13 protein-coding genes are annotated in these 14,714 nt (G+C 43.7%); 4 read left to right on the plus strand and 9 right to left on the minus strand.

The features are described 5' to 3' along the window. Positions 1-233 precede the first annotated feature (233 nt). On the plus strand, positions 234-1,259 hold the full coding sequence (locus BM243_RS04370) for a M42 family metallopeptidase (protein WP_074910805.1): 1,026 nt from the start codon (positions 234-236) through the stop codon (positions 1,257-1,259). Positions 1,260-1,348: 89 nt separating this feature from the next. On the opposite strand, the gene BM243_RS04375 is transcribed toward BM243_RS04370, so the two are convergent. The 8 genes from BM243_RS04375 to BM243_RS04410 all read right to left on the minus strand — a co-directional run bounded on the left by BM243_RS04375 (position 1,349) and on the right by BM243_RS04410 (position 9,817). Next, positions 1,349-2,257: a D-alanine--D-alanine ligase gene (locus BM243_RS04375; RefSeq protein WP_074910807.1), complete on the minus strand. Its 909-nt coding sequence runs from the start codon at positions 2,255-2,257 to the stop codon at positions 1,349-1,351. A gap of 127 nt (positions 2,258-2,384) precedes the next feature. Continuing rightward, positions 2,385-4,733: an ATP-binding protein gene (locus BM243_RS04380; protein WP_074910809.1), complete on the minus strand. Its 2,349-nt coding sequence runs from the start codon at positions 4,731-4,733 to the stop codon at positions 2,385-2,387. A gap of 27 nt (positions 4,734-4,760) precedes the next feature. Next, on the minus strand, positions 4,761-5,414 hold the full coding sequence (gene nth, locus BM243_RS04385) for an endonuclease III (RefSeq protein WP_074910810.1): 654 nt from the start codon (positions 5,412-5,414) through the stop codon (positions 4,761-4,763). Positions 5,415-5,426: 12 nt separating this feature from the next. Further along, complete coding sequence (locus tag BM243_RS04390; protein WP_242943509.1) at positions 5,427-6,119, minus strand: lysophospholipid acyltransferase family protein; 693 nt, start codon at positions 6,117-6,119, stop codon at positions 5,427-5,429. A 41-nt stretch (positions 6,120-6,160) separates the two neighbouring features. Then, positions 6,161-7,162: a tRNA epoxyqueuosine(34) reductase QueG gene (queG, locus tag BM243_RS04395; protein WP_074910814.1), complete on the minus strand. Its 1,002-nt coding sequence runs from the start codon at positions 7,160-7,162 to the stop codon at positions 6,161-6,163. Positions 7,163-7,264: 102 nt separating this feature from the next. Then, complete coding sequence (epsC, locus tag BM243_RS04400) at positions 7,265-7,822, minus strand: serine O-acetyltransferase EpsC (RefSeq protein WP_074910815.1); 558 nt, start codon at positions 7,820-7,822, stop codon at positions 7,265-7,267. A gap of 22 nt (positions 7,823-7,844) precedes the next feature. Beyond that, complete coding sequence (cysK, locus tag BM243_RS04405; RefSeq protein WP_074910817.1) at positions 7,845-8,759, minus strand: cysteine synthase A; 915 nt, start codon at positions 8,757-8,759, stop codon at positions 7,845-7,847. 164 nt (positions 8,760-8,923) lie between these two features. Next, positions 8,924-9,817 carry a YegS/Rv2252/BmrU family lipid kinase gene (locus BM243_RS04410; RefSeq protein ID WP_074910819.1) on the minus strand — a complete coding sequence of 298 codons (894 nt, stop codon included), beginning with the start codon at positions 9,815-9,817 and terminating at the stop codon, positions 8,924-8,926. Between the two features lie 340 nt (positions 9,818-10,157). Here BM243_RS04410 and pssA point away from each other — a divergent pair, with 340 nt between their 5' ends. The 3 genes from pssA to BM243_RS04425 all read left to right on the plus strand — a co-directional run bounded on the left by pssA (position 10,158) and on the right by BM243_RS04425 (position 13,570). Continuing rightward, entirely contained in the window at positions 10,158-10,670 is a 513-nt protein-coding gene (gene pssA / locus BM243_RS04415; RefSeq protein ID WP_074910820.1) for a CDP-diacylglycerol--serine O-phosphatidyltransferase, read from the plus strand. A gap of 161 nt (positions 10,671-10,831) precedes the next feature. After that, positions 10,832-11,122 (plus strand): ArsR/SmtB family transcription factor, encoded by a 291-nt coding sequence (locus BM243_RS04420; RefSeq protein WP_074910822.1) that lies wholly within the window; start codon positions 10,832-10,834, stop codon positions 11,120-11,122. After that, the gene (locus BM243_RS04425; protein ID WP_074910823.1) at positions 11,123-13,570 is read left to right on the plus strand and encodes a DsrE/DsrF/DrsH-like family protein; all 2,448 of its coding nucleotides are present in this window, start codon (positions 11,123-11,125) and stop codon (positions 13,568-13,570) included. A gap of 186 nt (positions 13,571-13,756) precedes the next feature. On the opposite strand, the gene sdaAA is transcribed toward BM243_RS04425, so the two are convergent. Next, positions 13,757-14,704 carry an L-serine ammonia-lyase, iron-sulfur-dependent, subunit alpha gene (gene sdaAA / locus BM243_RS04430; protein WP_074910825.1) on the minus strand — a complete coding sequence of 316 codons (948 nt, stop codon included), beginning with the start codon at positions 14,702-14,704 and terminating at the stop codon, positions 13,757-13,759. Between the last annotated feature and the right edge of the window lie 10 nt (positions 14,705-14,714).

Below are 14,714 nucleotides of genomic sequence, written 5' to 3' on the forward strand. Positions count from 1 at the left end.
ATCCCTTCCTCCTTCATGCGATTTCATTTGCCTTTCAATTCCAAGTAGCTTTATTTTACCACAGAATCTGAAAAATACTTCACAAAAAAATTACATTTGTTTGTTAATTTTATGAACAAGTCATTTGCTGCTGACAGTTCTTTCGGCAGCAGTACAGAAAATGCTCTGGAGTGTTCTATACAGAAAACAGCATTTACGATAGGATAGAGGTAACTAAGCTAGGAGGTATTATTATGGCTTTTGAAACTACTGTAAGAGAAACGCTGAAATCATTGATTGAGATTCACAGCCCCACAGGCTACCATGTGGATGTGATGAAGTACATCGAAAACACTCTGAACTCTATGGAAGTACCCTTCAAGACAACAACAAAGGGCGCTGTCCTGGTTACACTGCCTGGAAAATCCGAAGAAGGCAGGCTTTTTTCCGCCCATGTGGATACACTGGGTGCCATGGTGAAATCTTTGAAGAACAAGGGCACCTTGGAGTTCACACTCATCGGCGGATATATGTATAATACACTGGAGTCCGAAAACTGCACTGTGATGACATCCACCGGAAAGACATACTCAGGCACAATTCAGACCATCAAACCCTCCGTTCACATAGATGGACAGGAAGCAAGATCTCTGGAAAGAAAGCAGGACACTATGGAAATTGTCCTGGATGAAAAAGTCTTCAATGCATCCGATGTAAGTGCTCTGGGGATTGAAGTAGGTGATTTTGTTTTTATTGACCCGAAACTTCAGTTTACAGAAAAAGGCTTCATCAAGTCCCGTTATCTGGATGATAAGGCCAGTGTGGCTGTCCTTCTGGAAGCCATTTCAGCATTGAAGTCCGTTCCACTAGAAAAAACCATCCACTTCTTCATCTCGAATTATGAAGAAGTGGGACATGGAGCCAAAGCTGCTTTACCAGAGCATCTTACAGAGTTTATTGCTGTGGACATGGGTGCCCCTGGAAACAATCAGAACAGCTCTGAGTACAAAGTGAACATCTGTGCAAAGGACAGCTCTGGCCCTTATGATTATGAACTGAGAAGAACCATGGAGAGCATCTGTAAAGAGAATCAGATTCCCTACGCTACTGATATTTATCCCTTCTATGGTTCCGACGCCTCCGCTGCTTTAGGATCCGGATATGATATTCGCGCTGGGCTCATCGGCCCCGGGGTGTTCGCTTCCCATGGTTACGAAAGAACCCATATGGAGTCTTTGAAAGCTACTTATGACCTCATTATTGAACTGGCAAAAAGATAATAAAAGAAAAGCATCTAAAGTTTTCACTTTAGATGCTTTGTCTACAGTCTGAAACCTCTCCAGAATGAAGGAGAGGTTTTTTAATTCATCTATTTTGCGCGAAGCTTTAATGAAGACTGTATGATACGGTCCAAGAGGCCTTGATAGCTGAGCCCTATGCCCTTAGCACTCTTTGGGAACAAGGAGGTTCTCGTCATGCCTGGAAGTGTGTTGATTTCCAGAAGATAGGGCACTCCATCTCTGACAATAAAATCCACTCGGGCGTAGACATCACATTTCAATGCAGAGAATGTTGTCAACGCCAGATCATTGATTTCGGACTGAAGCGCTTCTTCATATTCTATGATCACTTCCTCCGCTCCACCATCCTCATATTTGGACTGATAATCAAAAAAACCTCCCTTCACAGGCTTAATGATCAGAGTTGGCAAAGCCTCACCGTCCAGGATCGGCACTGTGATTTCATCTCCTTTGATAAACTCTTCCACCATGACCTCAGAATCAACTTTCAGTCCTTCTTTGACTCCTTCAACAACTTCATCGAAGGATTTACAGATGAATGTGGCTACAGAGGATCCGCCTCTATTCGGCTTCACCACCACAGGATATTTTAGTGCTTCCACCATTTCTTTTGTTACCTCTGCAGCATTTTTTACAACAAACCACTCCGCTGTCCTTACCCCATGATTTCTGAGCACTGTCTTTGTCAGGTCTTTATCCATACAGAGAGCACTGGAGAGCATACCACACCCAGAATATGGAATCTCTAACGAATCCAGAATGCTCTGAACGGTTCCATCTTCTCCATATTTACCATGAAGAGCCAGGAGAGCAAAATCAATTCCTTTTACTTTTTCAAATATGTCTGTTTTGGTATCCAGGATAATCTCAACACCCTCATAACCATTAAAATTAATATGATTCAGTATTTCTCTGCCGGAAGACAGGGAAACTTCCCTTTCACTGGAAATACCACCCATGATTACACCAATCTTCATTATCTACACTCCATTTTCTTATACATTGAAACTCTAAATTCCATTATTGCACCAATCATTTTTTCTTTCAAGACCATAGAATCATGGTTAATCGCTTACAGAAAATAAAAAAGGCAGCTTTTTCAAGCTACCTGTCTGAAGTCTGAAGATCGGAAAACTCAATGTCCACTCGATTTGTCGTTTTCTCATAGAAATCAATAATGCTGCCGGAATCCGATTCTCCTGGAATTCTTACATCAGGAAGAATGAGACGGAATGTGGTCCCAACATGAAGCTGGCTTTCCACCACACAATCTCCACCCATGAGATTCATAAGTTTCTTTACAATGGACAGACCAATTCCCGTTCCCTCATTATCTCTGGTGGTAGATTTGTTCACCTGAATAAACCTGTCAAAAATTGTATCCACATTTTCAGGAGCAATCCCAATACCCGTGTCTTTCACATCAATAAAAATCTTTCCCGCTTCTTCATCCATGGTGAGATTCACAAATATTGTTCCTCCATCTTTGGTGAACTTAATGGCATTGCTTAGCAAATTGAGCAGTACCCGTTCCATGGATGGAAGATCGAACTGTACGACATGTTCTTCCACTTCCGTGTCAAAAATAATCTTCAGTCCTTTGTTTTCCGCATAATGAAGAATGGACATCACCGTGTCCTCTGTGAAGGTGACAATGTCATAATTATGCATATTCAGTTTGTAGAATCCAGAATCCACTTTTGTGATGTCCAGAATATTCGAGACAATACGCTGCAGTCTATACGAGTTGTGTCTGATGAGCCCCGCATACTTTTCTCCTTTTTCCGCGTCAAACCCAGAGATTTCCATCATATCCAGTGCTGAGAGTATGACATTGATGGGTGTACGAAGTTCATGGGACATATTAGCAAAGAACTCATTGAACATTTTCTCATTCTCAGCAGCGATATAGAGTTTTCGAAGATTCGCCTCATTTTCTATCCTCAGCTCATGGAGCTTCACGGAATTTGTCACATTTCTTAAGAAAACCAGCATCTGCCACTTGTCTTTTTCTACACTGATGAGACGGAAATTCGGTTCAACGTATACATCCTGTCCTTTCTGGTCCTTCACCTTGAGGATATCAAGTTTCAGAATTTCTCCATACTGGATTTTATTGCCGATTTCGCTGAGTTCTCTATAGGAAAGCCCCATGAATCGCTCTTCCATGGGATTCCTGACAAACCGGTTGTTTGGGATGTTTTTGAAGTCATTGTATACCATGTCATTTGCTTCAATGACTCTGTTTTTCCCGATATCATAAAGAAAAATGAAATCCGGAATGAGATTGAAGAAACTACGATATTTGTACTCAGACCGTTCCAGAGATTCCTGCATTGCTCTGATGACCGTGATATCTTTGGCTGTGATACAGAAAATCTCTTCTGTGTCCTGTTCAAGATAAACCACATCCACATCCAAAATATACTGTTTCCCTTCCATCTCCAGTTTCATGGAAGCAGAATAGTTCATATTGTATTTGATGACTTCGTACTTTTCTCGGATATATCCTGATAAGTATGAATCCAGATATTTTCTGTAATGATTGAAGAACTGCTTGTATTTTGCATTGGCATACAGAATTTCATATTTCGAGTTCACAAACACCGTGATATTCTCGTTATACTCTGCCGACTTAAAAAACATAAAAAGACTCTGCTTCAGTTCATTTGTTTTCAGAATCATGGCATCTTTCTCTTTTATGATCCTGTAGAAAGCCACAGGTACAAATACGAGAAATGTGCTGTAGGTGAAAAGCATGAGCCTGTCTGATACAAAGAAAAGTCTTGAATCTGAAAACTCCACTGCCAGGCTCTCTGTGAAAACTGCTGCAAAATAAAGAAGACTCGTATAATAGACAGATAAATTCATGACATTCTTTTTCGTGAAAAAGGTATGGTAATACCATCCGCCCAGAAGAGGAACCGTTGCAAGCATCATAAGCTCGAAGACCTTCAGACTGGAATCCTGGAAAACCACAGCATCCTTGAACACGTAGTAGTTGAGTACGGTAAAGGCTATGAGTATCACAAGGATAGACCATACCATAACTTTCATATTGATCCGGATCACTTCATTGTATGAAAAAGCGGCTGACATTGTAAATATCAGCATGATCAGCATGATGAGGTAAAACCCCAGAAAAATAGAGCTGATTCTGCCGTCGATGAGGAAGAACCTGTTGCTGTATTCGATGATGGAACCAAAAAAGAACGAGAAAGCCAGCACATTGAAATACGCTTTCTTGGTGTACGATGCATAAAAAAACAGCATGAGTGCGGATAGACCTGCCATAACCACAGTAGACGCACCATTGCTTTCCAGAAGAAACTCACTTCCGAAGCGCTGTGCCATAAACGCAAAAAAATAAGACAGACCGAAGAGCATAAATAGGGTCAGAAGAATCAGCCCATTGGCGGCAATCAGGGTTCCGATGGTTTGTTTTGATTTCAACAGGCTCACATCCTTCCGAAAATACGCCTACTTCTCTTTTGGCATCAGCGTCTTTTTATTCTTCTTGTAGTAGGTGCAGAGATGATTGAGAGGGCATGCTCCGCACTGAGGCGATCTGGCAGTGCAGATTCTTCTTCCGTGGAAAATGAGCAGGTGATGCGCATCAATCCATAGATTTTTGTCCAGCTTCTTCATCAAAGATTCTTCTGTTTTTTCTACGGTTTCTTCTTTGACGATGCCAATGCGGTTTGCCACACGGAACACATGGGTATCTACGGCAATGGCTGGAACGCCATAGGCATTGGATAGAACGACATTGGCAGTTTTTCTGCCTACACCAGGAAGTAAAACCAGCTCTTCCATGGTGCGGGGGACTTCTCCGCCATGTTTCTCCTTCAGGATCGGAAAAAGCTTCATCAGATTACTTCCCTTGGATCTGTAAAGCCCTATGACTTTAATGTAGCTTTCAAGCTCCTCCATGGTCATCTGCAGGAAGTCTTCCAGTGTCTTATACTTCTGAAACATCTTCTCTGTAACTTCATTCACTTTTTTATCCGTCGCCTGTGCCGACAGTATCGTTGCTATCAGTAGCTGAAGCGGCGTTTCATGCTGGAGCTCACATTTTGCATCCGGATGAGTCCGGTATAGGATCTCCAGCACTTCTTTATTCTTTTTGTTCATTATATATCCTTTCTATGCGCGATACACTCCTTGATATTCTGTGGGAAGAAGCTCTGCGATACGGGTCATGATATAGTTCAGGGCAAAGAGATCATACTCTTCCTTGGACTGCTCTGGAGTTTTTTCTGGGACTTTAAAACTCTTTCCGACTCTTAAATCTATGATTCCCTTATGGAGTTTTTCTCCAGTCATATTCCCATCCTGATTGATGGGCAGAACCTTTTCTGATCCTGTCATTCCAAGAGGCACGATCTTCGCACCGGTCATTCTGGCAATGAGAAGTACTCCTTTCTTCCCTTCAATCATAGAACCGACTCTGGACCTGGTGCCTTCCGGGAAAATCATCACATTCTGCCCACTACGCAAAAGATTGATGATCTCTTTCATTGCCGCCTTATCCGGGGAGTTGGGCTTGATGTTGATGCTCTTGAACACCTTCTTGAAGAGTCCTGTAAACAGGTCGCTGGATAACTTCTGTCCTGCCACGAAGGTGAGATCATATTCCGGCAGCACTGACTGTATGGCCGGGCCGTCTATATTGCTCAGATGATTGCATACAAACAGAATCGGCTCGTCTTTCCCGGGCAGATTCTCTCTATTATGAAGCTTCACCGTAGCAATCTTTGTGAAGATATACTTTAATCCTCTTTTTGCCACAAATCTCTGGACACTTTCTGGTGATGAAGCCAAAGCTTTCAATATCATTTTTCTCAAAATTATTACCCCTTTTACTTTACTGATTCTAATTATAGGTTGAAAATCTTCTCCAGTCTATGGTAGTACTCCCGGAGATACTCTGTAGGGAGCTTTTCCACATCCAGTGTATTGCCCTTTCTCACGAGCTCCACCATGGCATTTCTCTGCAGAAGCTTTTTCCCCCGCCATCCAGAGGATGTCTCTTTGTACTTCAGAAACTCCTGATTGGTGAGTTCTAAGAGTTCCAAGAGATTGGGATACTTCATATACTCTCGAGGTCTGAAAGCCTCAATAGAGCTGGTATTTACCTTTCTGTTGAGAGGACAGGATCTTTGACAGGTATCACAGCCAAACAGCCTCCCTTTAAAGAGGAGAAGGTCCTCATCAGGCACTTCCTTGCTCTGTGTAATGTATGACATGCATCTTTTGGTGTCATAAAACTCACTTCCTAAAATTTGAGTCGGACATGCTTTGATGCAGTTGGTGCAGTCTCCGCAGATGGCATGTAGAGGAATCTCCTGATAATCCCGTTCCCGGGTCTCCAGGACGAGATTTGTAAGTATCTCTCCCAAGAAAACATAGCTTCCGTACTCTTTTGTGATGAGCATATGATTCTTTCCAATCTCACCCACATAAGAAGCATAGGCGATATATCTCTCCGGCAGAGAATTGTTGTCCGCAAAGACTTTCGCTTCATATCCATGGCTTCGGATCACTTCTGCCAATTTCTCCAAATAGTCTTTCACAACAATATGATAATCCTGACCTAAGGTGTAAAGAGAAAAATACCCTTCTTTATGGATATAAGCATCATAAAAATATGGAAATGCTACAGATATGATGGTTTGTGCATTTTCCATTTCCGACTGGAGGTTCACTTTTCTCATCAGATCATTTTCTTCAAAGGACGTTGTGAAATTCCTTTCGTCTCTTTCTCTGAAATAAGCCAGGCTGTCACGGGAAAGCGCCTGGGCTTTCATAAACCCATAATGCCTTAGCCCCAGGTCTTCAAGCTTTTCAATGACCTTACTCTGTATTCCTTCTGCTGACATGCCATTCCCTCCTCATCCTTCATTACTCTTATTATAGTCGAAGTATCTTCAGAAAAAAACCGAAAAAAGAAGCTTCTCTGTCACCAGAAAAGCTTCCCTCAATTATATATAGTTATAATGGAGAAACCGTACTTCAGATTCCTCATTCTTCTGCACCAGTATTCTGGCAGGAATGCCCACAGCGGTTGCTCCTGCTGGCACACTTTTCAGCACCACAGAATTGGCCCCTACCTTAGCACCACTGCCGATGGTGATGGGTCCGAGTATTTTTGCTCCAGCTCCAATCAGCACTCGGTCACCGATATCAGGATGCCTTTTAGGTGCATCACAATCCGTTGCACCAAGGGTCACCCCATGATAAATGATACAGTCATCTCCTATGGTGGTGGTCTCACCGATGACAACTCCCATACCGTGGTCTATGAAAAGCCTTCTGCCGATTTTCGCTCCAGGATGGATTTCAATCCCGGTGGTGAATCGCGCAGTCTGACTGATCAGTCTTGCCAGAAAAAACAGTTTTTTTCTATATAAGAAATGAGCCATCCGGTAAGCAAAGAGGGCGTGTATCGTCGGGTACAGCAAGAGCACCTCCAGATAAGATTTTGCCGCTTTATCATTTTTTAACACATTTTTTATATCTTCATGCAGCCCTCTAAACATTTTACACCTCTACTCTGACTGATTAATCAAATAGTCCCATGGAAATATACTTTTCTCCGCCATCTGGAGCCACTGTAACAACCTTTTTGCCTTTACCGAGTTTACGTGCAACTTCAAGTGCGCCATAAAGGTTTGCCCCCGATGAGATTCCGATGAGAACGCCTTCTACCTGCCCAAAGGTTTTAGCTGTACTGAAGGCGTCTTCCGTGGACACTTTCAGGATTTCATGAACAAATTCTCCATGGTAATTGTCCGGAACAAACCCAGCACCAATTCCCTGGATCTTATGAGGACCAGGATTTTCTCCGGATAGGACTGCAGAGGTGGCTGGCTCCACTGCCACAATCTTTACATTCTTGCCATGCTCTTTTGCATACTGTCCAAATCCGCTGATGGTTCCACCTGTGCCCACCCCTACAACAAAAGCATCCACATCTGGAAGATCTTCAAAAATCTCTTTTGCAGTGGTCTGATAATGCTTATTAGGATTTGCCTCATTCATAAACTGTTGTGGTATGAACCCAAGAGAACCAATTTCTTCTTTGATCTCTCCAGCTTTCTTGATGGCACCTTTCATTCCTGTGGCTGCTTCAGTCAGCACAAGTTCCGCGCCATATGCCTTAATAAGGGCTCGTCTTTCCTGGCTCATGGACTCCGGCATCACAATGATCACTCTGTATCCCTTCGCCTTTCCAAGCATGGCAAGAGCAATCCCTGTATTTCCGCTGGTTGGCTCAATAATTACAGAACCTTCTTTCAGAAGACCTTTCTTTTCAGCTTGCTCCAGCATACCAAGAGCAGCTCTATCTTTTGTACTTCCGGCGGGATTCATTTTTTCCAGTTTCACATATACTTCTGCACGGTTTTCCGCATCAAATCCATTTACTTTCAGCAGCGGTGTTCCGCCAACAAGTTCAATCGCATTTTGATAAATCATGTATTTTCAACCTCACTTTTATATCCTAGTGGATTACTAGGAATTCTGTTGTAAATATTACATCAAGCACAATCTTTTGTCAATAAAATATGTACAGGAGAAGAAAACATCTGTATCGGAAAAACAAGAGGCGCTATTAAGCCCCTCTTATCCCGTCTTGTTCCTTATATATGATTAGGGTCCACGCCAAGAACTTCAATTCCTCCTGCGATGCATTGAATATGAAGCGGAAAGTCCGGACCACGCTCTCCATCGATGTCGCTGACAATGAGTTCATCCGTTGTTTCAATAAACAGTTCCTTCGTCTGGAAATAGAGAAGTCCCACCGGATCTTCCAGATGATCTCCCCGTAGCATTTTTGCCAGAAGAGGAACAATTTCCTTAAAACTGGCTTTGATCAGGATCACATCCAATAGTCCATCATTGGCTTTTGATTTGTAGGCAAAATCCAGATTCCCGGCGGTTCGTCCATTGAACACAAGAAGCGCATACATATCTCCATCATAGGTCTTTTCTTCCGATGTGAACTTCACAGGAATTTTTCTGAATGTGGGAATCTGTTCCAGACCTTTTATGTAATAGGCCAGCTTACCGATGGCATTTTTTAATTCACTGTGTGTTTTCTGGGACACATCAGTTAACAGTCCGGTACTGGCTACATTGATAAAATATTTCTCGTTGATTTTGCCTACATCCATCTTCATGGGTGGCAGCCTGAACATTTTCTCCAAGGCTTTCGAAATATCCTTTGGTATTCCTATATACTTGGCATAATCATTGGCAGTTCCCATGGGCAGGATCCCGATGGGCAGCCTGATATTTCTTTCCATCATATGGTTGATGAGAATATCCACTGTACCGTCACCACCGGCAATGAGAATCTGACTGTAGCCCTCATGGATGTCCTCCATGGCAACGGCCATGTTATGTTCCTCATCCAGTCTTTCAGGAACCACACGGTATCCATGTTTCTGGTGCACATCGATTACCTCGTCCAGTTTATCCATGATATAGTTGTCTCCTGCATAAGGATTGTAGATAAATTTCACTTTTTTCATGGGATTCCTCCGAAATCATTCTTCTTAGATTCATTATATCGCAGATTTGAATCTTATGTGAGTATGAACTGCCGTTGATTGTATCTCTTTATTCTAGATTTTCATACTAGAACTCTGTGGGGCTATTCTATACCGTACCAGAAACTCGTCTTTCTTGCCATTCTTCCTTTTCATACACAGATATGATCTCTTTTTCTCCTTCCTTGCTTCTCCTTTCTATGAATTGCTCCATCTTCTGAAAAAAGATTTTGTGAATCTCTCCACATCGTTTATAATAAATGTATTCATGAAATTTTTAACGAAAGGAGAAGGATAATTTCGGCATTATCCGTACTTATCTATGCAAAGAGGATTTATCCCAAATATCTTAACATTCCTTAACCTCTCCCTGGGAATTCTCTCCATCATTGCTACGGTGAAAGGAGATTATCTGAACTCTGGACTCTTTATTCTAGGTGCTGGACTCGTTGACCGTTATGACGGAAGAATCGCCAGGCTGCTCCATGCGGAAAGTCCCTTGGGAAAAGAGCTGGATTCTCTTTCAGATCTCGTTTCCTTTGGCGTTGCTCCTGCCATTCAGACCTACTTTATGTTTGGTCTGGAAGATCTCACTCTTCTTGGCATCCTTCCAGTGCTTATTTTTCCAGTGGCAGGTTCTTACCGCCTGGCAAGGTACAATTCTCAGCACTTTGACGGAGTGTTCATGGGGCTGCCCATCACCATTGCGGGATGTGTGCTGACACTGTTTCTTCTGCTTCTTAGAAACAGTCTCAATTTAAGATTCCTGGTCATCTTCCTGATGTTCTCCTTAGCCTATCTTATGGTTAGCACCATAAAACTTCAAAAACGTTAGTAAAAAAGCCTGTCAGTTTTCAAACTGGCAGGTTTTTGTTCTTTATACCCTCATTCTCTCATTCGACTGTTCATTGACATAAAATATCAATTGATAATTTCTTGACAATTATATCGTAATAACGTAATATATCGATGTAACGATTGAGAGAGGGGATTGAGATGGAGAACAATATAAATAAATTCACAAACGCAGCTGAACTCTTAAAGACATTGGGTCACCCGGTGCGTCTTTGTATACTGAAAGGAATCCTGGCCACTGGAGGATGCAATGTGAGCCATATGACAGACTGCCTGGATCTTCCTCAGTCCACCATTTCTCAGCACATTCAGAAGCTGAAAAGCGCCGGGATCATAGAAGGAGAACGGAAAGGGCTGGAAATCACCTATAAGCTGGTCCATGACAAAGCACGACAGATTATTGAAAGTATTGAACTTCAGGAGGATAAATAAATGAGTAAAACACTGATCATTGGTGGAGTCGCCGCCGGAGCATCCGCTGCCGCAAGACTTCGAAGACTGGATGAATCCATGGAAATTGTAGTCTTCGAAAAAGGACCTTATATTTCCTTTGCAAACTGTGGACTTCCCTATCACATCGGAGAAGTCATCAAAGAAAGAGACCAGCTGATACTCCAGACACCTCAGGCCATGAAGGACCGTTTCAACCTGGATGTCAGAGTTTTTTCCGAGGTGGTGAAAGTGGACGCTGAGAGAAAACTCGTCAAAGTCCACAGCAAAGACAAGGGATTCTACGATGAATCCTTCGACTATCTGGTGATTGCTCCGGGAGCAAAACCAGTGAAACCACCGATTCATGGAATCGACTCTTCTCTGATCTTCTCCCTGAGAGATATCAGCGATATGGACAAGATCAAAGAAAAGGCGGAAAAGAATCTCAAAGGAGAAGCCATTGTCATTGGTGGAGGGTTCATCGGTATTGAAACCGCGGAGAATCTTCACGAGCGTGGCATGAAAGTTAGTTTAGTGGAAGCAGCTCCTCATATCCTTGCTCCCTTTGACTCTGAAATGTCCATCCAAGCAGAGCACGAGCTGGAAGAACATGGCATTTCCCTCCACATCAATGATGCGGTCTGCGCTTTTGAAGAAATCGACGGACGCATTCAGGTAGAACTTTCCTCCGGTAAACTGTTGAAAGGCGATTTTGTGGTGTCAGCCATCGGTGTTACCCCAGACACGGCATTTCTCAAAGACTCAGGCATTTCTTTAGGTGCAAGAGGGCATATCCTGACAGACGAGTATCTTCGCACCAACTATCCGTATATCTTCGCTGCTGGAGATGCTGTAGAAATCACAGATTATATGATGGGTGGGAAGACCGCTATTCCTTTGGCTGGACCTGCCAACCGTCAGGGAAGGATCATCGCCGACAACATCGCAGGACGCAACGTTGTTTATAAAGGTGCCATCGGAACGTCTATTCTTAAGATTTTTGATCTCACCGCTTCTTCCACAGGGATGAACGAACGTGTGGCGAAGATGAAGGGCCTTCAGCCTAAGTCCATCTTCATCCATCCAAACAATCATGCGGGTTATTATCCAGGTGCGACGCAGCTGACCATCAAGCTCGTTTTTGATGAGAACAGAAAAGTGCTCGGTGCTCAAGCTTTAGGGTATGAAGGTGTCGATAAATTCATCGATGTCATTGCCACTGTAATTAAGTTTGGTGGTACCGTGGATGACCTGAAAGAACTGGAGCTTGCCTATGCTCCACCCTACTCCAGCGGAAAATCCCCTGTAAATATGGCTGGATTTGTAGCGGAGAACACCTTGGATGGTCTGGTGGACAACGTGACTCTGGAAGACTACGAGAAGAACTTTGATCCAAACACCATGCTGCTTGTGGATGTCCGAGATCAGGTGGAAGTAGAGAATGGTTCTCTGGAAGGGCGGATCCATATCCCCCTCAACAGTTTAAGACAACGTATGGGCGAACTGCCAAAGGACAAGACTCTTTATCTCTACTGCCAGGTGGGTCTAAGAGGATATATCGGTGCAAGAATTCTTCAGCAGAACGGATATAAGGTGAAGAACATCACCGGAGGGTTCAAGCTTTATAAAGCCATGCAGCCCGTAGAAAAAAATACAGAGCATATGCTTTCTGAGGAGCCAGCAGTCTCTTTTGCAGCTTCTGAAACAGTAGAACTGGATGCCACAGGACTCTGCTGTCCAGGACCGCTCATGCGAGTGAAAAGCACCGTGGACCAGGTGAATCCTGGAGACACCATCAACATCACTGCCTCTGATATGGGCTTCTACGAAGACATCAAAGCCTGGACCAGAAGAACCGGCAATGAGCTTCTTGATGTAAAGAAAGACAAAGGACTCATCAAAGCTTCCATCCGGAAAGGTATTTCTGCAAAGGAAGATAACCTGACCGTGTCCTGCAGCAGCAATAAAACCGGCAGTGCCGAGAATATGACCATGGTGGTTTTCTCCGGAGACCTGGACAAAGCCATCGCTTCTTTCATCATCGCCAATGGCGCAGCAGCCATGAACAAGAAAGTCACCCTGTTCTTCACTTTCTGGGGGATCAACATTCTTAGAAAGTCTGCCCATGCCCCAGTAGAAAAGAATTTCATTGAAAAGATGTTCGGCTTTATGATGCCCAAAGGATCCAAAAAGCTGGGACTTTCCAAAATGAACATGGGTGGAATCGGACCTAAAATGATCCGTTCCATCATGGAAAAGAAAAATGTGCAGTCCCTGGAAGAGCTGATCAAAGCTGCCATGGACAGTGGTGTGGAGATTGTCGCCTGCCAGATGAGCATGGACCTTCTCGGCATCAAGGAAGAGGAACTTCTGGATGGCGTGAAATTCGGTGGTGTAGGTTATATGCTTGCTGAATCCGACGAATCCAACGCAACGCTCTTTATTTAATCTCACACAAAAGGTTCAGCAGTTTTGCTGAACCTTTTGTTTATTTCTATTCATTTCCAACATGTGGATTCTTTTCATCAGGATCCGCCTCTTATGGAGCAGAGAACCTGATGAACCAGCTATTCCTTTGGGGCATAAGAAGGCACTCTTTGTGTCGTGTCAAACATACGCTATGGGACAACTGCCTTATTCTTCTTCTTTCTCTTCCTTTTCCCCATCAAAAGTATCATCATTCATCTTGTTCTTCGATTTTCCATTTTTGGAGCCAAAGATCTCTTTCTTCAGTTTCTTTCCAGTCTTTGTTCCCGCGAGGCCACCGATTCCAGTTTCTCTTAAAGCCTCCGGCATGACTTTCCCAATGGAGTACATGGCCGCTACGGTGTCATCAAATGGAATTCTGGAGACTACTCCAGCAAGGGTCATATCCGCTGCTGTAATTGCACTAACAGCTCCTGCAGCGTTTCTTTTGGCACAGGGCACTTCAACGAGGCCCGCAATGGGATCACAAACCAGGCCTAAGGTGTTTTTGAATACTATGGCACCGGCATTGAGGCACATTTCAGGTGTTCCCCCCATCATTTCCACCACCGCAGCAGCAGCCATGGCTGCCGCAGAGCCGCACTCCGCCTGACATCCGCCTTCAGCTCCTGAGATGGTGGCATTCTGGGCAATGATGGCTCCCACTCCTGCGGAGGCGAAGAGCCCCATGATCAGGTCCTTTTCTTCGATCTCATGTTCTTCTTTCATGGTCATGATGACTGCAGGCAAAATCCCGCAGGCACCTGCTGTAGGACATGCGACGATCTTACCCATGGATGCATTCACTTCAGAACACGAAAGGGCGTAACTCATGGCTTTCACCATGACTCTTCCCGAAACGCTCTGACCTTTGTCCAGATACTTCCCCATGCGGTACGCATCTCCGCCAATGAGTCCAGAGACAGAAATTACTTTCTCTCCTACTCCTTTTGTGGTGGAGAACTCCATGACACGGAGGTTTTCCACCATACGGCCATAAACTTCTTCATAGCTTAAGCCGCTTTCCTCCATTTCCTGCTTCAGGGTGAACTCTCCAATGGTGAGATTCTCCTCGCTGCATCTTTTCAGCAGTTCTTTTCCGTTCTTTATATTCATAACTCTTGCT

It is taken from the genome of Proteiniclasticum ruminis (assembly GCF_900115135.1).
GTDB lineage: Bacteria > Bacillota > Clostridia > Clostridiales > Clostridiaceae > Proteiniclasticum > Proteiniclasticum ruminis_A.